This is a genomic window from Marivita hallyeonensis, assembly GCF_900129875.1.
Lineage (GTDB): Bacteria > Pseudomonadota > Alphaproteobacteria > Rhodobacterales > Rhodobacteraceae > Marivita > Marivita hallyeonensis.
Genome location: NZ_FQXC01000002.1, coordinates 682,750 through 703,656 on the forward strand (window position 1 = coordinate 682,750; position 20,907 = coordinate 703,656).

The following is a 20,907-nucleotide window of genomic DNA, read 5'->3' on the forward strand; positions in this document are numbered from 1 at the left end:
CTCGACCCTTGTTTGGGCCGATCACCTGATGGGCCGTAGCGAAACAAATGGCGCTTGTTTTGATCTGTTTGCAAGAAAAATTAAATAATTTGACTTTTTGCAAGTTTTCTTGCCTCATTGCGCCAACCGATTGGAACCTTTCATGACAAAGCCATTGCGCGATCGCCTGACCGAGGCGCTGAACACCGCCACGAAGGCGGACCGCGCAGTGGCGAATTACATGCTGACCGACATGGCGGCGCTGCCCTTCGAGACCGCAGCCAGCCTCGCCTCGAAGGTCGGCGTCAGCGAACCGACCGTGGGGCGCTTCTGCCGCTCGATCGGCTATGATGGGTTCAAGGACCTCAAGCGCCATCTGAAGAATGATATGGGCGATCAGCCCTGGCTGATCGGAGATCGGTTACGCGATCTGCAGGAACGCACCAAGGCCGGTGAAGACCAGCTCGCCCGCGGTCTGGAACTTGAAATGGCCGCCCTTATCGCCGTCTACGAGATCGCGCACAGCCCGGAATGGCAGCGCGCCGTCAAGCGTCTGTCCACAGTCCGGAACGTCTTTGCCGCCGGTTTCCAAACCGAACGCGGCATGGCGCAGATTTTCGTCAACCAGCTGCAATATCTCCGCGAAGGCGTGCACTTGTTAGACCTCGCCGCCGGCAACTTCGCCGAAGTGTTGGCCCTGAAGGACACCGATGCCGCTCTCGTGATCTTCGAGGCACGCCGCTATTCGCGCCACGCCCAGATGCTGGCCGAGGATGCCAAGGCGGCGGGCCTCCCCGTTACGCTGATCACCGACCCGTATTGCGACTGGGGTCATGCCGTGTCGGACGAGATGTTCGTCGTTCCGACATCGGTCAACCTGTTCTGGGAGTCGACCGCGCAGATGGCGAGCCTTGCCAACCTTCTGGTCAATGGCGTGTTCCTGGAATTGGGGCCAAGCGTCGAAGACCGGATGAACACCTTCGCCAAGCTTTACGGGCGTTACACGGGCCATGTCGGCGATGCGCCGCACACGCGTACGGAGGGCCGTCGCACCACATAAGTCCAACAAAAACATAGATATCAGGGAAAACTGCTATGCGATATTCGACCAAGACCCAGCTTCTGACAGGATCGGCTATCGTAGCAGCCGGATTTTTGTTTTCTACCAACGCGGTTGCACAGGATGTGACGATCGCGTTTTCCGCCAGCGAACTTGGCGCGACGGCCTACAACCCGGTTGCGGCCAGCAATCTGAATACGGCGACGTCGTTGATCTACGACCGGCTGGTGGAACAGGATGCCGACCAGTCCTTCCATCCGCACCTTGCAACCGAATGGGAAGAAACACCGGACGGCATGGCATGGACCTTCACCCTGCTCGAAGGCGTGACTTTTCATGACGACACACCGTTCAACGCAGCCGCTGTCCAATCGTGGATCGCGAGCTATGCGGGGACCGAGAATGAGTATCTGGTCGAGGCCATCGGGTCGGTCGACGTGATCGACGATCTGACCGTGCGCTTCAACATGGATCGGCCGGAGCCGAACCTGCTCTACAACCTTGCGAGCGCCTTCATGGGTGTCCCATCGCCCACGGCCTATGCCGAATTGGGAGAGGATTTCGGGGTGACAGCTGCGGTTGGCACGGGTCCCTACGAGATGCAGACCTTCGAGATCGGGCTCGAAACCGTCCTCGTGCGCAATGAGGATTACACCTGGGGCTCTGACCTGTCGGAAAACAGGGGCCCCGGCTATATCGAAACTTTCACCTTCCGCGAGATCCCGGACCAATCCACCGCGTTTCTTGAGCTGCGGACCGGGGGCATCGATCTGCTTCTCGGCGTACCCACGGATTTCCTCGCGATCCTCGAGGCCGAAGCGAATATCCAGGTCATCCAGATGCCCGGAACCGGGATCAGCTACATGCCGATCAACGTGACTGCGCCACCCTTCGACGACATTCTTGTTCGGCAAGCCACGACGATGGCCATCGATCAGGACAGTATCGTGGCCGCGGTTTATGGCGGGGTCGGCGCCCCGGCGCGGAATTTCCTGATTTCTTCCCTTCCCGAAGCGGACGTCGATCCGAGCTTGAACGTCAAATACGATCCTGACCGCGCGGGCGCGCTTCTTGACGAGGCCGGATGGGTTATGGGCGATGACGGCGTGCGTATGCGCAATGGAGAGCGTCTTTCGGTGAACCTGTTCACTGCCAACAGCACAGAGTTCACCCGGCTCACACAGGTGGTGCAGGCGCAACTTGCGGAGATCGGGATGGAGGCGACAATAACCGTCTTCGACAGTTCGACCATCCGCGACGAGTACCGGCGCAATGCCCACCAGCTGGCCGTGCGCGCGTATGATTGGAACAATTCCGACATTCTCGACTGGTTCTTTAGCGGCAATCGCCTTGGCTATCCCAACGTATCAATGTGGGAAGATGAGGAAGGCCAACGTCTGAACGATGTGGCGATGACCGAAAGCGCCACTGCGGCAGAACGGATCGCCAACTTCACGGCCTATCACGAATACATCCTGCGCCAGCACCTCTTCGTGCCCATTTACCAGCCGACCCAGAACATCGCGTTCAATGCCGAAGCGATCAGCGTGCCTGATCCGGTGCGCGGATCGCGTTTCCGGGGGCAGACCTTCATGGACATTCAGGTCGTCGAATAACGGCTGAACGCCGCAATCGAAAGGCAACGGGATGATCCTCAGATATACCTTTTTTCGGCTTCTGATGCTCATTCCGGTGTCGTTTTCGATCTCGGTGGTGATCTTCATGATCGTCTACCTTCTGCCGGGCGATCCCATCGACAACCTCCTCAGGGTGGGATCCTCGGCCGAAGACCGGGCCGAACTGGTCGCGCGGTACGGGTTGGATCGGAACCTGGTGGTTCAGTATTTCGTCTGGATCGGAAACATGTTTCAGGGCGAGTTCGGCCAAGCCATCGTGCTGCGCCGACCGGTCGCCGATCTGGTGGCCCAGAACCTGCCTTACAGTCTGACACTCGGCGGGCTGGCCTTTCTCTTTTCCTCGGTCGTCGGCATGACACTCGGGACACTCTCGGCCATTGTCCGCAATCCGGTTCTGGACCGCTTCATGCGTGGGTTTATCCTGCTGGGGTCGACAGTGCCGGGGTTCTGGCTGGCCCTCCTGCTGATCCTGTTCTTTTCGGTCAATCTGGGCTGGTTCCCCGTGTCGGGCGCCGGTGGCTGGGATGCACTGGTCCTGCCGGTGCTCACCATCGGCTTCGGCGGTGTGGCTCTGGTGGCGCGCGTCACACGAGTGGCGCTGCTGGATGCCCAGCGTGAAGACTTCGTGACCCTACTGCATGCCAAGGGCCTGTCGTCCGGCACGATCCTGTTCCGCCACCTGATGCCACATGCCCTGCTCCCGGTCGTCACCATCCTCGCCCTGCGGATCGGCTGGATCCTCGGCGGTGCGGTCACGGTCGAGTTTGTCTTCGGACGCCCCGGTCTTGGCTCGCTCCTGATCCGGGCGCTCGGGCAGCGCGACTATCCGGTGGTGCAAGCCTGCCTTCTGATGCTCGCTCTTGCGGTGATGCTGGGCACCCTGATCGGCGACGTGGCGCAAGCTGCCATGGACCCCCGTATTCGTGAGAAAAAATCATGAGAGTTTCTGCCATGGCCATCCGTTCGCTTGATGCCTTTGCCCGGATGAGCATCGGACGCGCCTTTGCCTCGGGCGTCGGACTGGTGGCCGGAGGGTTTCTGATCCTGCTGGTTCTGGTCGCGATTTTCGCACCGTGGATCGCCCCCTTCGATTACGCCGCCCAAAACCTGATGAACGCGAACGCTGCCCCAGGCTGGCCGCATCTTCTGGGTACCGACGAGTTCGGACGCGATGTCCTCAGCCGCGTGATCCACGGGGCCCGCACCTCACTGTCGGTGAGCGCCACGGCCATTGCAATTTCCATGACAGCGGGCATGACGCTTGGCGCGGCCGCAGGGTATTTCGGCGGGTTCTTCGAGCGCGCGGTAATGACCGTGGTGGACCTGACATGGTCTTTCCCGGATATCCTGATCGCGCTCATTTTCGTCGCCATCATCGGCCCCGGTCTGACCTCGACAACTTTCGCAATCGCAATTGCCTATCTGGCGCAGTTCACCCGCCTGACCCGCGCCCAGATCGTCCGTCTGAAGCGCGAGACATTCATCGAAGCCACAATCAATCTAGGCGCCAAGCCGTCGCATATTCTGCTCCGGCACCTGATGCCCAATGCCATCGCTCCTGTGATCGTGGTGGGTATGCTTGCCATCGGTGACGGGATCGTCCTTGAGGCGACGCTCGGCTTTTTCGGCCTGGGCGCGCAGCCCCCCACCCCAAGCTGGGGTGCCATGATGTCGTCGGGCACAGCACAGCTTTTCCTGAGCCCCTGGGTCATCATCTTCCCCGGCGTGGCCGTCGCCATCACGGTCATCGCGGTGAACCTCTTTGGTGACGAACTGATCCGTGCGCTGGATATCCGCGACCGGCTAAGAGGGGCATGACCATGCTGAACGTCCGCGATCTGGGTGTCGCCTTCGGCGTCGTGCAGCCACTGTCAGGTGTCAGTTTCTCTGTGAGCCAGGGCGAAACTCTTGGCATTGTTGGCGAAAGCGGATCGGGCAAGTCGCTGACCGCGATGAGTGTCATGGGTCTTTTGCCCCTAATTGGCGGGCGCATCACGGACGGCTCCATCGAATTCGACGGCGCGGATATCACGGCGCTGCCCGAACGCGCCTATCGCAAGCTCCGTGGCGGCAAGATCGGGCTCATCACTCAAAACCCGATGACGTCGCTCGATCCGCTCAAGAAGATCGGACCGCAAGTCGACGATGTCGCCAAACTGCATCTTGGCTTGTCCAACGCCGATGCCCGCGCCCGGACCATCGACATTCTGGGCACCCTCCGCATTCCCGAACCCGCGCTGATCTGTGACCGATATCCACACCAGATGTCGGGCGGAATGAAGCAACGGATTGTCATCGCCATGGCACTCGCCGCAGATCCGGACCTTCTTATCGCGGATGAACCGACGACTGCGCTCGACGTGACGGTGCAGGCGCAGATCATCCGTCTGCTCGACGATCTGGTGAAGGAGCGTAACCTCGCGCTGGTGCTGATCACGCATGACATGAGCGTTGTGGCGCAGACATGCGACAAGATCGTGGTGATGTATGCCGGGCGCGCGGTTGAACAGGGACCTGTCGAGGAAATCTTCGACCGCCCGCGCCATCCTTACACACAGGCCCTGATCGCCTGCATTCCGCGCGGTTTGGATGATGCCACGCGCCTGACCGGCATAGCGGGGACGGTGCCGACGGTTCTCAACTATCCGAAGGGCTGCCCGTTTCACCCCCGATGCCCGAAGGCCGAGGCGATCTGCGCGACAGACGCGCCGGATTTCTCTGTTGTGGGCGAAAGCGCTGCGGCATGCCATTTCGCGGAGGTTGCTCATGCCGAACCTGCTTGAAGTCCGCGACCTGTCCAAACGTTTCACATCTGCCGGCGGCCCGTTCCGCAAGGCGCGGTCCATGCATGCGGTCAACGGCGTGTCCTTCGACCTCGCGTCCGGCCGCGTGATAGGCGTGGTCGGAGAGTCGGGCTGCGGCAAGTCCACGCTGGCCCGGTTGATCCTGCGCCTGATCGAACCCTCTGGTGGCCGGGTTAACTTTGACGGCGACGACTTGCTGGCAAAGACATCGGCTGAGATGCGCAAGTTACGCGCCCGGATGCAAATGGTGTTTCAGGATCCCTACTCCGCCATCGACCCACGCTACACGCTGAGCCGCGCTGTAGCCGAGCCTTTCGAGGTGCAAGGTGTGAAACCTGCGAGGCCGATGGCTGACGAGGTGGCAGAGCTGTTGGAGATGGTTGGCCTGAACCCCGGCCTCTCAACCAGCTACCCGCATCAGATTTCGGGTGGTCAGAAGCAACGCGTCGGCATCGCGCGAGCACTTGCGCTGCGACCTTCATTGTTGGTCCTGGATGAACCGACCGCGTCGCTTGACGTGTCGGTTCAGGCGCAAATCATCGGACTGTTGGAAGATCTGCGTGCTGATCTGGGTTTGACCTATCTCTTCATCTCGCACGACCTGAGCCTCGTGAAGTACTTCTGCGACGAGATCCTCGTGATGTATCTCGGTCGGGTGGTCGAGGCCTTGCCGGACACCAAGGCGCCTGCCCGCCATCCGTACACGAAGACCCTGATGGAGAGCACCTTTGAGCCGGACCCGAAGAAGCGCCGCCTGATCGCGCCTCTCGAAGGTGAGGTTCCGAGCCCCTTTGATCTGCCTCCGGGGTGCGCTTTCGCCGACCGTTGTCCGCAAGCCAGCGCGCTATGCCGCACGGAGACACCCGAACTCTCGTCCAAAACAGGCCATGCGGTGGCCTGTCACCATCCGCTCTGATCGGAAAGGGTACCAGACTTGGCATATCGCGTGCTTTCCGCCGAAATCTCTCACGAAACGAACACTTTCAACATTCGACACACCGGCTTGCAGGCATTCCGCGACCGCTACCTGTTGGAGGGTCCCGCAGCAGTTGCCGCGAAGGGCGACAAGAACACCGAGCTTGCGGGTTTCTTCGACGTCGGCATGGCTCATGGCTGGGACATCATCCACGTGATTAGTGCCGCTGCTGGTCCGGGCGGGAGGGTCACACGGGAGGCGTTCGAAACGCTGCTCTCACCGCTGACCGACATGGCCCGGACTGGTGAATGGGACGGGGTGTTCCTCATGCTCCACGGCGCGATGGTGACGGAGGATCACGACGACGGCGAAGGTGAGATCCTGCGGCGCTTGCGCGCGATTGTTGGTACTGACCTGCCGGTCGCCGTTACGCTGGACCCCCACGCAAACGTGTCGCGTGCGATGTGCGAACACGCACAGATCCTTGTCTCCTTCACGACCTATCCACATGTCGACGTGCGTGCCACGGGTCGGCGCGCCGCAGAGTTGCTGCATCGCACAATGACGGGCGATATCCACCCAAGAACGATCCGCGCGCACCGGCCCATGCTGGAGGAAGCCAATGGAGGCCGGACCGACATCGGACCGATGGTCGAGCGGCACGCAATGGCACGCGCCTTCGAGGCGCAAAAGGGTGTCTATGCGATCAGCATCAATGGTGGATTTCCCTGTGCCGATATCGCAGAGGTGGGTCCGACTGTGCTGGTTACAGGAGAGGACGGGAATGAATCTCTCTCTGCCATGGCCGAAGAGCTGGCGGAAGACATCTGGACCCGGAGGCACGAGGCGCTGAACCAGTATCTTACGGTTCAGGAGGCGGCTGCGGCTGCACGCGATTGGCGGAGCGGGGCTGGCCCGCTCATCATCGCAGACTATGCAGACAACCCGGGGTCCGGGGCCTATGGTGACGCGCCTGCACTGTTGGAGGCGCTTCTGAACGCGCGCGTCGATGATGCCTGTTTCGGTCCGCTGATCGACCCAGAGGCAGCAAATCTTCTGCAGGACGGCGACATCGGGGACGAACGCACTCTGGCCATCGGCGGCAAGACTGCGCCCGAGTTTGGCGGAGGCCCGCTTGTGGTGACGGGCACGCTGATGTGGCGCGGTGAAGGCCGCGTCGTTGGCGACGGGCCGATCCTTGGCGGACAGGAGCGCAGCTTTGGTCAGACGGCGGTTCTACGGGTCGCTGGCATCGACGTTCTCATCGTCTCAATCGCGCATCAGATGCTCGACCTACAGCAGTTTCGAGCGTTCGGCATAGATCCGGCGACCAAACCAGTGGTCGCGCTCAAATCCATGCAGCACTTTCGGGCCGCTTTCGCACCCATTGCCGGACGAATCATCATCTGCGACAGCGGCGCCCTCTGCACGACGCGTTACGGGCTTTTGCCCTACGAAAACGTTCCTCGGCCGATCTTTCCGCTAGACGGAGACATGGACGCCTAGAGGCGTTTCCACTGGACACGTCCAGGTTCGGGACGTGATCAAAACGGGTCCCATTTGCGATCACGGTGTCTCGGAGAATTCGCGCAGGTCGTCTTTCACATCGACCGTGACCTCCATAGACAACACGTCGGCGGGACGGCCCTGAAAGCTGCCTGTGACCGGCGCAACCTGCTCGATCTTCCGCGCAACGGCCACGGGAACGAGATTGGTCGACCCGACGGATCTGTTGGTTGGATCAAAAGGAATCCAGCCCGCGCCGGGGACGAAAACCTCGGTCCACGCATGTGTCGATCCGGCGTCCGCAGAGCCCAGCTGGTCTCCGGATGGATTGTAAAGGTAACCCGAGACCAGCCTTGCGCCAAACCCAAGCGTTCGGACGGCTTCGGCGAAGAGAACTGCGAAGTCCCGGCAGGATCCCCACCCGCGGTCTAGGGTCTCCAGTGGCCCCTGCGTGCCTTCCGTTTCCCGGCTTTGGTAGGAAATCTCCGCGGTCACACCGTTGCTGATATCCTTCAACAGAGACAGCGTATCGGTCGGACGTCCCATAACGAATTGTTCGACCCAATGCGAAAGCCGCCCCTTGTCGTCCAGGTATTGTGGTGTCGCCAAAGCACCGAGATCTGTCCAATCGTCGTAGGAATACAAAAACGGGTAAGACGCCGCAGAGGCTGCAATCGGGAAGACCGGCCACACCGGGGCGCGAAGCTCTACACGCGTGCGCGACCGGATCGACAGCGCGTCGGTCATCGTATCGAACTGTGCCATCGCAATCGCGTTGCCAGCCACGTCATGCGACCAGTCGATGCGTGCCTCGGGTGTGACCTCAAGGTCGAAGGACGTCAGGCTGAGATCGGGCGTCTCCCTCGGACGCAGCATCATCCTGTGCGGCCCAAGGGTGACTGCGTTTCGGAATCGATACCGGGTGGCGTGAGTGATGATGACGGATGGCATCTGCCGGGCTTACGAAAACCGGCCGCCGGAGCGGCGTTGCCCGTGTCCGTCGCCTTCTGAAATGGCCGAGCGCCAGACAGATGATTTCTTGCAATGCGCACAAACCCGTTCCCCGAAGCCTTCGCTCCAGAACCTCGAGCTGCACCTGAGGCACACGCGTTCGGCGGCAATGTCGGCTGTTGCCCTCACCATTTCCATCTCTGTCTCCGCTACGTTCGTCTTCATTTTCTTTCCTAGCGTTTCCTTAATCGCAGCATGCCGACTGTTCCGCCTCTCGCGTATCCGAACATTGCCAACTGCGATGCGCGTGCCGGCGCGGCGGCTTGCATGCGTCTTGCCATCCTATCGTCCAAGAACGCACGCCCCGTCCGAAAGCTGAAAGCTGCGGTCGCAGCGCCAGCGGTTTCCGGTTCGATCCAGATGGGCGTTTTCCGGAAGGTCGATGGCGACGCAGGCGTTGCGCACTTGTTCATATCCCCTTTCGCAGCGCCATCCAGGTCCATAGGACTCCGGGTCGAGGAACGCGTTGGCGGGAAGGTCGACGGGATCGCAGCGGCCATCCATTTCGAAGAAACCGCGTTCGCAGGCCCAGGCGGCACCGAAGTCCGCGTTGGTCAGATAGCCATTCGCGGGAACGGCGATGGGAACGCACGCGTCCGACGTCGCCGTGTAGCCGCGTATGCATGCCCAGCCAGGGCCGGATATTTCGCCGGTGAGATATGCGTTTTCAGGCAGTGCGATCGCCACGCAGTCGTCACGATCGGACCGAAACCCTCGGTTGCATTGCCAATCGAAACCGGAGGAGCGCAGGTGGGCATTATCCGGGATCTGGATGGCCTCACAGGCCGCGGTTCCCGTTTCCTGATACCCGCGTTTGCACGCCCAGCCCGCCCCGTATGCCCGCCCCGTTGCGTAGGCGTTCTCCGGAATGTCGATGGGAAGGCATTCAGCACCGTCAAGCTTGTACCCGAGGGCGCAGTCCCAACCACCGCCGTAGTTTTGCGCCACGGCATTTTCGGGGATTGCGCCGGTGCCGTCCTGCGCAAGCACAGGGGACGCAAGAAAGACGATCGTGCCAGCCAAAGCGAGCGCCGACCAAATCAAGCGGTGTTTCCTTGGTGTCGGTTCCATCGTACCGGAGACAGCGCTCATCCTTCGTCCACCACGGTCTCCGGCAGCTCAGGCATGGCATCGACATCGAGCGACGCCAAACAGGCTTGAGCGATGTCGCGGTCCGGTGCCTCAGCGCCGGGCATCGTCGCCCAACCAGCTTCCATCAGGGCAGTTCGACGTTGGTATGTCGGCGCTTCCCGGATCGCGGCAATCTTCGCCGCACGGTTCGGATCGGTCCGGGCAACGTCAAGGCAGACCGGCACCATCGCAGCGACAACATCGTTGTGGGACATCGACATCGCCCTGTCATGGGCTGTTCCGCCGGTCACCCAGCCGCCCCATGTGAAGCCGATGATGCCGACAAACGCGGCGCCTATTGCGGCGCCAGAGATGCCGGGTTTGAGCCATTCAGGTGTTTTCATGAGATATCCTCCTGCGGAGAAAGCGCCGCTTCGCTGTGATTGTTTGTCCGGGTCGCAGTCAGCTGCCGGCACAGCGCGTTTGTTGGTTTAGCTTGGAATGAGCACGGACATCGCACCCATCCGCTACGGGCTTGCGATGAAATCCCGACGCGGGCGCGCGATCCTGCGCGACGTCGATGGTTCTCCTGTGCCATCGAGCATGTTCATCACACGATTGGCATTAACGACGCCCGTTACGGCCTCGCTGCATGTGACATCCATGACAGTGGGCATGCCCAAGGCATCAGTTCTGGCGCTTCCCGATGGCATTGCTTTCGGGACATGACAGTCCCTACCGACCTGCGCATCGTGATGCGATTGAATGGATGCCAGTGTTGGCATTTCCGGGATTACGAGGCGGGAATCGCGCCTAAGTCCTTGAAAGTCATAATTCATGAATGTCCTGGTCTGGACCAAAGGTCCACGGCCGCCACGGAGCACTTGTCTTAAATGCCTGGTCGGCTGGGGTGTATCCGGGGCAACTGAACCTGACACATTATTGCGTCGAGGCCATCCCAGAGCGGGGTCCCCAAACGTGATGTGGGAAAAAGAAGCGTCGCGGCTGTGGGGCGGTGAGTAGACCGCCTGCTCACGCGGCAGAGCCGTTTCGTACTACTGAAGTGGGTATTTGCGCGCCGTTTGTCAATGGCGACCGCCAATAACCGCCGGAAAACGCAATGTAAGCTGCTGTGACTGCAATGGCCCTTGTGTTCTGCTTCGCAAAGGCCCATGTGTTTATCGCTAACGTTTTTCTCTGCGACCCTCTGCTTCCGTTCATCCGGCTTCAGTCGATCTCTCAGTCTGACTTTGCCGGGCTGCCGCACCCTGCGGGCAGCATCCAGAACAGGAGACCACGGATATGGCCAATGGCACCGTGAAATGGTTCAATTCAACTAAAGGCTTCGGCTTCATCGAGCCGGAATCGGGCGGCAAGGACGTTTTCGTCCACATCTCGTCCGTCGAACGCGCAGGCCTGACCGGGCTTGCCGATGCTCAGAAGGTGACCTTCGACGTCGAAGCTGGCCGTGACGGCCGCGAAAGCGCGACCAATATCGCGCTCGCGTAACGAACGCGCTGCCGGGCACCCACTGCGGTGCCCGGCTTTCCTTTTTGCGGAAGACGCTTTTCAACCACCCGCGTTGATCCGCCATTACGCACCGAAAAAACTCTACACCAGACGCCCGGCTTCTCATGGGAGCCTGTTTTGATCGTACGATCGCCTCGCGCTGAACGCGTGTGCGCTGACCATCAGAAGACGCCCGAGGCTGTCTGATTTCCCAATTTCAATCTGGAAGTGAATTCTCATGACGCGTTTCAGCACAGAAGGCCGAACGGCCACCGGCCGCGACCTTTTCAAGGACAAGCCGAAGAAAACCGAAGAGCGCGCGCGGGACACTCCCACTGCCGTGCAGTTGGGCGTGCATGGCAGATACCAGATCAAATCCGGTCGTCTTTCGGGCGAATACGTCGCCCGGGCATTTCCAAAACCACCGACGAACGCGCGCGGCTTGATCGCGGAAGCGAGAGGCGCGACTGAAGAAGCCGCGATCGCGGCCCTGCACGACGTCATCGACGCGCGGGAATCCCGAAGAACCGAAGACCGCAGAATTGATGAGGACAGTGGTTCGGCGGTTCCGAGTATCGAGGAATACGTCGAAGCGCTTGGTCAGGTCGCACTGTCGCGCCCGCAACGCGCAATGCTTTTGGCATTGGCTTTTGCTGAAGACGGCGGCTTGACAGAGATGCGCATGGCGACCGCCGCGGGCTACAAGTCTCACGCCTCAGCCAACCGCGCGTTCGCAGCCGCCGGGATGCTCGTTGCCAACTATCTTTCCGTTGAAACGCCGTCGAGCGAGGCTACAAACGACCTCGGAGGAGCCACTCTTCTTGCGTTCCGCGGCGAGCAGTCAAACGCAGATAAACCGGGGAACTGGATACTCCACCCAGAATTGCGCGAAGCTGTCCGATCTACGCTGTGACAGTTGCGTTTGGATCGCACATGCCTTCCGTATGAAAGCACCGTGTACGCACGCCAGATGGTTCTCTTAGATCGCTCCGAAATTACGGCCGTGCACCGTCTGCGGAACACGCCGCCACGCCAAGCGTTCAACGGTTCAAGGTCGTTTCTGACGTGATGCGCGACGTTCGGACCTCAAGCCTTCTGCAGATACGCCAGCATGACCTCTGCGCTTGATCGCTCAAGCGGGACTCCGTCCGGATTATCCTTGAAGCCCGGCTCAGCGAAGACCCGTTGAATGGTACAATCGTCAACCAGCATCGAGTATCGCCAGCTGCGCATCCCCAACCCCTGAGTCGACCGGTCGACCAGCATGCCCATCTTGCGCGTGAACTCCCCATTCCCATCGGGCAGCATGAACACGTTCTCGATGCTGCGGGATTTTGCCCATTGGAACATGACGAAAGCGTCGTTGATGGCGAGGCAGACGACCCTGTCGATGCCCAGCGCCACGAAGTCTGCGTAGTGCCGCTCGTAACCGGGAAGGTGACTGTCGGAACAGGCAGGCGTAAAAGCTCCGGGCAAAGCGAACAAAACCACTCGCTTGCCTGCAAACACGTCAGCAGACGACAGGCGCTTCCATTCAAACGGATTATCACCCCCCAACGCGTCGTTGCGCACCCGCGTGTGGAATGTTGCGTCCGGAACCTTTTGCGGCGTCATCATCGTCCTCTCGAATACTGCGGGCAATCGCAGGATCAGAATTTCACGGTGACGGTTTTCAGATGCGAGTAGTGATGGATCGCCTCGATCCCTTTCTCGCGCCCATACCCGGAGTTCTTGTAGCCGCCGAAAGGGGTCTGCACCGACATCGTGTTCCAGACATTGACGAAGATCTGCCCGGCGTCAATGCGGTCGGCCACGCGCAGGGCGCGGCTGATGTTCTGGCTCCAGACGGTGCCGATCAGGCCATAATCGCTGTCATTGGCGATCCGGATGGCATCCTCTTCCGTCTCGAAGGGAATGACGACCCCCACGGGCCCAAAGATCTCTTCCTGCGCGATCCGCATGTCGTTCGAGACGTCAGCGTAAACCGTCGGCTGGATGTAGAACCCGTCCCCATCCGCCACTGCACCGCCGTGAAGACACCGCGCGCCGTCCTCTTCGGCGACCTTGAAGTATCCCTGAACGCGCTGGAACTGCGCGGGCGTGATGATCGGGCCGAGGTTGTCGCGCGGGACGATAGCTTCGACCGCCTTTTTCATCTTGTCGAGAAAGCTCTCATAGACCGAACGCTGCACAAGAACGCGCGTACCTGCAGAGCAGACCTGACCTGCGTTGAGCGTAAAGCCTTTAACGGCTTCGGTTGCGGCGGTATCGAGATCGGCGTCGTCGAAGACGATATTGGCCGACTTGCCGCCCAGTTCCAGTGTCAGCGGGATGATCCGGTCGGCAGCGATATGGCCGATGGCACGTCCCACACCGACCGAGCCGGTGAATGCCACCTTGCGCACATCCGGGTGGCTGACGATCGCTTCGCCCACGTCCTTGCCAGTTCCAAGCACGATGTTGATGACCCCGCTGGGGAACCCGACCTCAGACGCCAGACGCGCCATTTCGACCGTGGTCTGTGACGTGATTTCAGAGGGTTTGGCAACGATGACGTTCCCCGCAACAAGCGCGGGGGCGATGGCGCGTGCCGCCTGGTTCAAGGGCAGGTTCCATGGGGTTATGACACCCACGATCCCGTAGGGCTCGCGCTTGGTGAAGACGTGCTGGTCGGAAGCCACGTCAAGAACGTCCCCGGTCGGCAGATAAACGAGGCTGCCGTAGAATTCGAAATAGGCAATCGACCCGTCGACCTCGGCATAGGCCATGGGCATGGGTTTGCCGGTATCGGCGCGCTCCATCTGTGCGAGATCTTCGCGTCTTTCGCGCATCTTGGCGGCAAGGCCCATCATCAGGCGGCCGCGCTCGGCGGCGTTGACTCGGCGCCAGCCATCTGCCGCGCGCTTGGCAGCGGCGACTGCGGTCTCAACATCGGTCTTCGACCCGGCCGCCACAGAAATCCCGGGACCGCCGGTCATCGGGTTGATGTTCGTGATGTAGGCACCGGAGGACGCGACCGATGCGCCATCGATCCAATGGTCCAGCTTGCCAAGTGACGTGATCTGTTTGTTCATGGTCTGCTTCCCGGGGGCTCAGATGTAGGGCATTGTGGCTTCGACGGACGGGTGACCTTTCTGCCGCTCGCGCCATGCGGAAAGATTCGGCAGGTCAGCCAGCCAGTCACGATCGGTGAAGCGGAAGACGACATAGTCGATCAACGTGACGGCTGCGAAATTCGCAATGTCGGGCCGGTCGGCGAAATCGCGCGGGAGGTTGGCGTCAAGCCACGCCAGCCCGCTCGCGATGCTGCGGAACCGCTTGGAGCCGACCATGTCGGTATCGAAGTTTGCGCTCGACTTGCGGCCTATGATGATCGCGGTCGACGCCTCGGTTGCGCCAAGCGCAGGTGCCGCAATTTCGAGCGTGCGCGCCAGGTCTTCGGACGGATAAATCGAAGGCTGCGCGATCTCGTCGAGGTAGCGTAGGATCAGATGCGCTTCAGCGATCACATGACCCTCATCTGTGGTGAGCGTCGGAACGCGACCGGCCGGGTTAGCCTTGAGGAAGGTATCCGGGTCGGCCCAGGGATCGACGATTTCCAGCTCGACCTTGTCGGAAAGCCCCTTTTCCTCAATTGCAAGGCGCACAAGCCGGACAAAGGGTGACGTTGTGTTGATATAGAGATGCATGCGCCCCTTCCTCACTTGACTTTCAGCGTGATGCCACCGTCGACGACCAGCTCGATGCCTGTGATGTGCTTGGCCTCATCGGACGCCAGGAACACACTGGCCCACGCAACGTCCCAACCATCGCCCATCTGCCCGAGCGGCACCAGCGCGTCGCGTGCTTTCACCATCGCTTCGGTCGACCCATAAACCGAGGTGACGTTGCCCGCGTGAATCAGCGGCGTGTTCATCAGGCCCGGCAGGATCGAGTTACACCGAATGCCCTTGGGGCCGTAATTCAGGGCGATGTCGCGAGTGAAGGCGTTCACGGCCCCTTTTGAGGCCGAATAGCTGATGCAGGAATACCCCAGCGAATGGGTCGAGGCGATGGACGAGATGTTGATGATCGACCCACCGCCCTGCTTCGTCATGATCGGAAGAATGTTGCGGCACGTCAGGTAGATCGACTTGACGTTAATCGCCATCAGCCGGTCCCATTGCTCTTCCGTCAGCTCTTCGGGTCCGCCCGGATCAATGATGCCAACATTGTTGTCCAGAACGTCGATGCGCCCGAAGGCTTCCATGCAGGCAGTCACTGCGGCTTCGACCTGATCGGCCTTGGAGACGTCGCAGACCGCCGTCTCAACGGTGCCGCCCTCCTCGCGAATGATCTTGGCGGTTTCTTCGACAGCGTCCTTGTTTATGTCGAGCGCGAAGATTTTTGCACCCTCGCGCGCCATGGCCACGGCCGCCGCCTTACCATTGCCCCAACCCGGACCGATTGCGCCCGCGCCAGAGAAGAAAACCACCTTATCCTTCAGTCTTTCGCCCATGTTAGAGCCGCCTTTCCGTACCATCGACAGTCGCGCTCAAACTCTCGCAGGCGCGTCCGTTACACAAATACGAATGCTGTCTATGATCCATAGGATAACCCTATACCGAAGCAGGGAACGCCCAATCCCAACGCCAAGAATATCCAAAATCTCTCGTATAATTCTTTGATTTCTCGATATTTGACGCATTCACGCAAAAACCCTCAAACATCGATATAAGAAAAATCTCTAGACGGCATGGAAATTCCCTCTTTGGAATATCTCTGTGTCTCGCGGCAATGTCCGGCCACCGGCATCAGGGAGGGCTTCACGTGTCAGGCACCGCCATCCGCCGGAACAAACGGAACTGGAGGACTGCCATGAAACTCTCAACTCTTGTGACCGCATCGGTGCTGGCGCTTGCCGCCGCCCCGGTCGTGGCCGCGGACAAGACCATCAATATCGCCGGATTCGGCGCCTCGTCTGGCGTCGTGGGCATCTTCGGCCAAAACTCGGGTGCGGCGATGGCTGCGGCCGTGGAAAAGATCAACGCCGAAGGCGGCGTGACGCTTGCCGATGGCTCCAAAGCGATGCTTGCGACCGAATTCTACGACGACCGCTGCAATGCCGAAGAGGGCATTTCGGTCCTGCGCCGCATTGCCTCAACCGATGCGCTGGTCGCGGTTGGTCCGACCTGCTCGAACGTGGCCGAGCCGCTCTTCGGTATTCTTCAAGCCAAGGTCGATGATGCGGGCGATACGGGTCTGCAATTCCCGGTCTTCACCGATGTCGCAATCAAGGGCGGCCTCGCTGGCATCTCGGAATGGGTATTCCGCAACACGCCGTCCGAAGCGACAATGTACGACAACCTTTTCGCCTGGATTCGCGAAACCCATCCCGACGCGAAAACCATCTATGGCGGCGTGGAAGAGGACTTCGCCCATTCCCGCTTCACTTGGTACTCGGTGATGAAGACCGCGGCCGAAGCCCATGGGTTCGAGGTTGTCGGGGAAGCGCAGTGGTTGCTGAACGACACCAATTTTTCAAACCAGGCCCGCGGCATGCGCCGGGCGGAGCCGGATGTCGTCGCGATTTCCGCACACCCCTTCACGACTTGCGGGATGCTGCGCGAAATGGATCGCCAGCGGATCGAACCCAAAGTTCTGGTTGGGCTGACCTCATCTTCGTCGCTTGAAACGCTGACTGGCTGCGCCAATGAGGCCGAAGGCATCATCATCCCGACCTCATTTGCTCCGGTCAACGACGAAGCCAAAGCCGCCGCAGCCGCTGTCGAAGCCAAGGGTGGCCAACTTGACCTGCACAGCGCGTCGGCTTGGGAAAACATCATGATCCTGAAGGACGTGATCGAAGCCGCCGGTATCGAAGGAACTGCCGAGAGCCTTGAGGAAGACCGCCGCAAGATCCGCGACGGGCTTGCCACCCTGACAGAAGCGCCGGGCCTTCTGGGCGCGAACAAGCGGATGCCCGATGGCGAAGCCGTCAAACCGTATGTCTTCGTCAACGCCGAAAGTGGCAACTGGGAAGTTCTGCACAATCCCGGCAGCTGACCCGATCACTCCGGGCGCGTCCTCCCGCGCGTCCGGAAATTCTTTCCGCCGAATCTGAGGGGCTGACCCATGGACTATTTCTTTTTCATCGACCTGATCCAGTCAACAGTGGACGGCCTTCTCTTCGGCACCACCTACGCGCTGATCGGTATTGGTTTCACGCTCATCTTCGGGGTTATGCGCAAGCTGAACCTGGCCTACGGAGCGGCCGCGCTTGCGGGGACTTATATCGGCCTCGTCCTGTTTCTGACATTCGACGCGCATCCGGCGATTGTCTTTCTCGCCTCCGCCCTCGGATCGGGCGCGATCGGACTCGTCGTCTATCTTTGCTGCTTTCGTTTCACGCCAACGCACTACCCCATGGCATCGCTGCTGGCCTCCGTGGGCATGCTACTCTTCATCGATGAGGTGGTGATCCATGCCAGCCACGGCCTGCCCTACCCTTACCCATCCGTCTTCCGTGACGCGATCATCGAGGCGGGCGACATCTGGATCCGGGGCGATCTGCTTTTCGTCTTCTTCATGTGCGTCGTTGCGATGGCGATCCTATTCTGGCTTTTGTACCGCACGCCGCTTGGGCTTGCGACACGGGCCGTCAGTCAACAGCCACGCGCCGCACAGCTCTGCGGGATCGACGTGACCCGTGTAAACATGATGACCTTCGGCATCGCGGGTATCCTTGGCGGGATTGCCGGTGCGATGACCGCTGCCGCCGTCGGTGTTCTTTCCCCCGTCATTGCGATGGGCTTGACCGTGAAAGGCCTCATCGTCGTTGTGATCGGCGGGTTGGGGTCGATCCCCGGCGCGATCATCGGCGGGCTTCTTGTCGGTGCGGCGGAGAACATCTTCCTGCTGCTGCGCGGCGTCACCGAGCGCGACATCTACGTGATGCTCTTGCTCTTCATCTTCCTCACCCTGCGTCCCGGCGGCCTCTTCGGCTCGGCCCAGACGCGCGACTAGGAGGCGTCTATCATGGATTTCTACCTCGGCCTTCTCCAGATCATCGGCGTTCATACGCTTTTGGGACTATCGGCCTACGTCGTCCTGCTGACCGGGCAGGTCAGCATGGCGCAGGCGGGCTTCTACGCCATCGGTGCCTATGTCGCGGCCATGTGCACAGCGATGTTCGGTTTCCACATCCTTCCCGCGATCCTTGTCGCCGGGTTCCTCACTGCAGCCGTAGCCTGCGTCGTCGGCTTCCCGGCGTTGCGGGTGAAGGGGTTGATGCTGGTCGTCGCCACACTGGCTTTCGGTGAGATGGTTCGACTGTTCTTTTTCAACTTCACCTGGCAGGTGGAGCGCGGCGGAGAACTGATCGGTCCGAACGGAGCAGAAGGCTTCCGCGCGATCCGCTTCTTCCCGGAAAATGGCTGGGAGATCTGGCACGTCACCGGCTTCATCTGGATCGTGGTCGCCGTCGTGATGGGCGCGCTTTGGTGGATCGACAATACCCGCGCAGGTGCCGTTCTTCGGGCTGTAGGCCACGACGAGACGGCCGCACAGTCCATCGGGCTGAACCTGACCGCCGTCAAAGTCGGCGCGATGACCCTTGGCGGCATGATCGCGGGGATGGGCGGCGGCATCTATGCCCACACGGTGACCCACATCGAACATCTGGTCTTTGGGGTTCTCCTGGCGACCTTCGCAATCGCCTACCCGATCCTTGGCGGCCTGGGGTCTGTCTTCGGCACGCTGATCGCGGTGATCTTTATCCAGGGCTTTCTGGTCGAAGGCCTCCGGTTCCTTGGCGACTGGCGCTCGCTGCTCTTTGGCGCGCTGATCGTTCTGGCCATGAATTTCCGACCCACGGGTCTTCTGGGCGAACGGATGCCGCGCATCTTCAAACGCCGCACCGGTGAAAAGCTCGAATTGAAGGAGGCCGAATGATGCTGACGCTTGAAAACCTTTCCAAGCATTTCGGCGGCGTGCGAGCAGTTGATGACGTGAGCCTGACCATCAAGGAAGGCGAAATCTTTGGCCTGATCGGCCCCAACGGATCGGGCAAGTCGACGACTGTCAACCTGATCACCGGCCTCTACACGCCGACGGCGGGCACGGTCAGCCTCGATGGTTGGGACCTGACAGCCCTGCCACAACACAGCCGCACCTCGCGTGGTGTCGCGCGAACGTTCCAGAACATCCGCCTTTTCGGCAACCTGACCGTCGCGCAGAACCTGTGGGTCGCACAGAACGGGCATGAACAGCGCCGAGAACACTTCCTGTCGCGCTGGTTCAAACCGGGCGGCGAACATGGGCCGGACATCGACGAGCTGCTGCAGTTCTCGCGCCTCTATTCCAAGCGTGATGTGCTGGCGGGCAACCTGTCCTTTGGCGAGATGCGCCGATTGGAAATGGCGCGTGCGCTGGCCTCCGCCCCTCGTGTTCTTCTGCTGGATGAACCGGCGGCAGGCGCAAGCCTCGAGGACGCAGAGCTTCTGGCCGAGCGCATCCGCGCGGTGCGTGACCAAGGTGTCACGGTCTTGCTGATCGAGCACATGATGGAGCTTGTCATGGGCATCACCGATCGCCTCGCGGTGCTCAACTTTGGACAGAAGATCGCCGAAGGCACGCCAAGTGACATTCAGGACGATCCACAGGTCCGTGCCGCCTATCTGGGCAGCGGCCATGACGAAAAGATGGAGAGAGCCAGTGCTTGAGATCCGTGACATCAAGACCTCTTACGGCAAGATCGCCGCGCTGAAGGGCGTCTCGCTCGACATTCATGACGGCGGATTGACCTGTCTGCTTGGCCCCAACGGAGCGGGTAAGACGACGCTGATCTGGACTATTGCCGGCATTCTGAAGGCGCAGGGCGGGTCGATGAAGATCGAAGGAGAGAATATTCTTGGCCTGAAACCGCACCAGATCGTGTCCAAGGGGATCGTGACCGTGCCCGAGAACCGGCTGGTCTTTCCCGACATGAGCGTACGCGACAACCTGATCGCCGGTGCCTTCTCGCGACGCAAGGAAAAGGGCGGCGTCGAGGGCGATCTGGAAGACGTTCTGACCCGCTTCCCACGCCTTCGCGAGCGGTCCGAGCAATTGGCAGGAACGCTTTCGGGCGGCGAACAGCAGATGCTGGCGGTCGGGCGCGCGTTGATGGCAAAGCCGAAGATCCTGCTGATGGACGAACCGTCGACAGGTCTGGCCCCGATCATCGTGGAGGAAATCTTCGAGATCATCGGGGGATTGCGCGACGAGGGTCGCACGATCTTTCTTGTCGAACAGAACGCACATATGGCGCTGAAATACGCCAACCGCTTCTACCTTCTCGAACAAGGCAAGGTCACGTTCAGCGGCGAGCCGGGTGCGGTCGACCATGATGAGGTGATCCAGCGCGCCTATCTCGGGGCGCGCAAGGCGAGCTGA

22 protein-coding genes are annotated in these 20,907 nt (G+C 60.6%); 15 read left to right on the plus strand and 7 right to left on the minus strand.

Annotated elements, in window-relative coordinates; all coding sequences use genetic code 11:
• Nucleotides 1-142 precede the first annotated feature (142 nt).
• The 7 genes from BUA42_RS09030 to BUA42_RS09060 are packed head-to-tail and all read left to right on the plus strand — an operon-like array spanning nucleotide 143 to nucleotide 7,902.
• Nucleotides 143-1,039: a MurR/RpiR family transcriptional regulator gene (locus BUA42_RS09030; RefSeq protein WP_072777507.1), complete on the plus strand. Its 897-nt coding sequence runs from the start codon at nucleotides 143-145 to the stop codon at nucleotides 1,037-1,039.
• A gap of 35 nt (nucleotides 1,040-1,074) precedes the next feature.
• Nucleotides 1,075-2,655 (plus strand): ABC transporter substrate-binding protein, encoded by a 1,581-nt coding sequence (locus BUA42_RS09035; RefSeq protein ID WP_072777351.1) that lies wholly within the window; start codon nucleotides 1,075-1,077, stop codon nucleotides 2,653-2,655.
• Between the two features lie 31 nt (nucleotides 2,656-2,686).
• Nucleotides 2,687-3,616, plus strand: coding sequence for an ABC transporter permease (locus tag BUA42_RS09040; protein WP_072777352.1), 930 nt, complete (start codon nucleotides 2,687-2,689; stop codon nucleotides 3,614-3,616).
• Between the two features lie 11 nt (nucleotides 3,617-3,627).
• The gene (locus BUA42_RS09045; RefSeq protein ID WP_245818980.1) at nucleotides 3,628-4,494 is read left to right on the plus strand and encodes an ABC transporter permease; all 867 of its coding nucleotides are present in this window, start codon (nucleotides 3,628-3,630) and stop codon (nucleotides 4,492-4,494) included.
• A gap of 2 nt (nucleotides 4,495-4,496) precedes the next feature.
• Nucleotides 4,497-5,459 (plus strand): ABC transporter ATP-binding protein, encoded by a 963-nt coding sequence (locus BUA42_RS09050; protein WP_072777508.1) that lies wholly within the window; start codon nucleotides 4,497-4,499, stop codon nucleotides 5,457-5,459.
• Nucleotides 5,443-6,396 (plus strand): ABC transporter ATP-binding protein, encoded by a 954-nt coding sequence (locus BUA42_RS09055; protein WP_072777353.1) that lies wholly within the window; start codon nucleotides 5,443-5,445, stop codon nucleotides 6,394-6,396. Before BUA42_RS09050 ends, BUA42_RS09055 begins: the two co-directional genes overlap by 17 nt.
• 30 nt (nucleotides 6,397-6,426) lie before the next feature.
• Nucleotides 6,427-7,902, plus strand: a complete 1,476-nt coding sequence (locus BUA42_RS09060; RefSeq protein WP_281249782.1) for a M81 family metallopeptidase — start codon at nucleotides 6,427-6,429, stop codon at nucleotides 7,900-7,902.
• A 60-nt stretch (nucleotides 7,903-7,962) separates the two neighbouring features.
• On the opposite strand, the gene BUA42_RS09065 is transcribed toward BUA42_RS09060, so the two are convergent.
• The 3 genes from BUA42_RS09065 to BUA42_RS09075 form a co-directional block, all read right to left on the minus strand.
• Nucleotides 7,963-8,853, minus strand: coding sequence for a transglutaminase family protein (locus tag BUA42_RS09065; protein WP_072777355.1), 891 nt, complete (start codon nucleotides 8,851-8,853; stop codon nucleotides 7,963-7,965).
• 342 nt (nucleotides 8,854-9,195) lie between these two features.
• Nucleotides 9,196-10,005: a hypothetical protein gene (locus BUA42_RS09070; RefSeq protein WP_143152654.1), complete on the minus strand. Its 810-nt coding sequence runs from the start codon at nucleotides 10,003-10,005 to the stop codon at nucleotides 9,196-9,198.
• A complete protein-coding gene (locus tag BUA42_RS09075) occupies nucleotides 10,002-10,388 on the minus strand; it encodes a hypothetical protein (RefSeq protein WP_072777357.1) in 387 nt (128 codons plus the stop codon). Before BUA42_RS09075 ends, BUA42_RS09070 begins: the two co-directional genes overlap by 4 nt.
• 97 nt (nucleotides 10,389-10,485) lie before the next feature.
• Between BUA42_RS09075 and BUA42_RS09080 the strand changes: the two genes are divergently transcribed.
• The 3 genes from BUA42_RS09080 (at nucleotide 10,486) to BUA42_RS09090 (ending at nucleotide 12,406) form a co-directional block, all read left to right on the plus strand.
• Complete coding sequence (locus tag BUA42_RS09080; protein ID WP_072777358.1) at nucleotides 10,486-10,713, plus strand: hypothetical protein; 228 nt, start codon at nucleotides 10,486-10,488, stop codon at nucleotides 10,711-10,713.
• A 573-nt stretch (nucleotides 10,714-11,286) separates the two neighbouring features.
• Nucleotides 11,287-11,493, plus strand: a complete 207-nt coding sequence (locus BUA42_RS09085) for a cold-shock protein (RefSeq protein WP_072777359.1) — start codon at nucleotides 11,287-11,289, stop codon at nucleotides 11,491-11,493.
• 238 nt (nucleotides 11,494-11,731) lie between these two features.
• Nucleotides 11,732-12,406 (plus strand): hypothetical protein, encoded by a 675-nt coding sequence (locus BUA42_RS09090; RefSeq protein WP_072777360.1) that lies wholly within the window; start codon nucleotides 11,732-11,734, stop codon nucleotides 12,404-12,406.
• Nucleotides 12,407-12,579: 173 nt separating this feature from the next.
• Here the strand turns inward: BUA42_RS09090 and BUA42_RS09095 are convergent, their stop codons facing one another.
• From BUA42_RS09095 to BUA42_RS09110, 4 genes are read right to left on the minus strand one after another with little or no spacing between them, the layout of a single operon-like run.
• On the minus strand, nucleotides 12,580-13,110 hold the full coding sequence (locus BUA42_RS09095; protein WP_425435029.1) for a peroxiredoxin: 531 nt from the start codon (nucleotides 13,108-13,110) through the stop codon (nucleotides 12,580-12,582).
• Nucleotides 13,111-13,142: 32 nt separating this feature from the next.
• Nucleotides 13,143-14,567 carry an aldehyde dehydrogenase family protein gene (locus BUA42_RS09100; RefSeq protein ID WP_072777361.1) on the minus strand — a complete coding sequence of 475 codons (1,425 nt, stop codon included), beginning with the start codon at nucleotides 14,565-14,567 and terminating at the stop codon, nucleotides 13,143-13,145.
• Nucleotides 14,568-14,585: 18 nt separating this feature from the next.
• Entirely contained in the window at nucleotides 14,586-15,182 is a 597-nt protein-coding gene (locus tag BUA42_RS09105) for a glutathione S-transferase family protein (RefSeq protein WP_072777362.1), read from the minus strand.
• Between the two features lie 11 nt (nucleotides 15,183-15,193).
• The gene (locus BUA42_RS09110; RefSeq protein WP_072777363.1) at nucleotides 15,194-15,991 is read right to left on the minus strand and encodes an SDR family NAD(P)-dependent oxidoreductase; all 798 of its coding nucleotides are present in this window, start codon (nucleotides 15,989-15,991) and stop codon (nucleotides 15,194-15,196) included.
• 359 nt (nucleotides 15,992-16,350) lie between these two features.
• On the opposite strand from BUA42_RS09110, the gene BUA42_RS09115 reads away from it, so the two are divergent.
• The 5 genes from BUA42_RS09115 (at nucleotide 16,351) to BUA42_RS09135 (ending at nucleotide 20,907) form a co-directional block, all read left to right on the plus strand.
• Nucleotides 16,351-17,538 carry an ABC transporter substrate-binding protein gene (locus tag BUA42_RS09115; RefSeq protein WP_072777364.1) on the plus strand — a complete coding sequence of 396 codons (1,188 nt, stop codon included), beginning with the start codon at nucleotides 16,351-16,353 and terminating at the stop codon, nucleotides 17,536-17,538.
• 69 nt (nucleotides 17,539-17,607) lie between these two features.
• On the plus strand, nucleotides 17,608-18,498 hold the full coding sequence (locus BUA42_RS09120) for a branched-chain amino acid ABC transporter permease (protein ID WP_072777365.1): 891 nt from the start codon (nucleotides 17,608-17,610) through the stop codon (nucleotides 18,496-18,498).
• A 12-nt stretch (nucleotides 18,499-18,510) separates the two neighbouring features.
• Nucleotides 18,511-19,425 (plus strand): branched-chain amino acid ABC transporter permease, encoded by a 915-nt coding sequence (locus BUA42_RS09125; protein WP_072777366.1) that lies wholly within the window; start codon nucleotides 18,511-18,513, stop codon nucleotides 19,423-19,425.
• A complete protein-coding gene (locus tag BUA42_RS09130) occupies nucleotides 19,425-20,195 on the plus strand; it encodes an ABC transporter ATP-binding protein (protein ID WP_218588619.1) in 771 nt (256 codons plus the stop codon). Before BUA42_RS09125 ends, BUA42_RS09130 begins: the two co-directional genes overlap by 1 nt.
• Entirely contained in the window at nucleotides 20,188-20,907 is a 720-nt protein-coding gene (locus BUA42_RS09135; RefSeq protein ID WP_245818983.1) for an ABC transporter ATP-binding protein, read from the plus strand. The genes BUA42_RS09130 and BUA42_RS09135 overlap by 8 nt, the downstream gene beginning before the upstream one ends.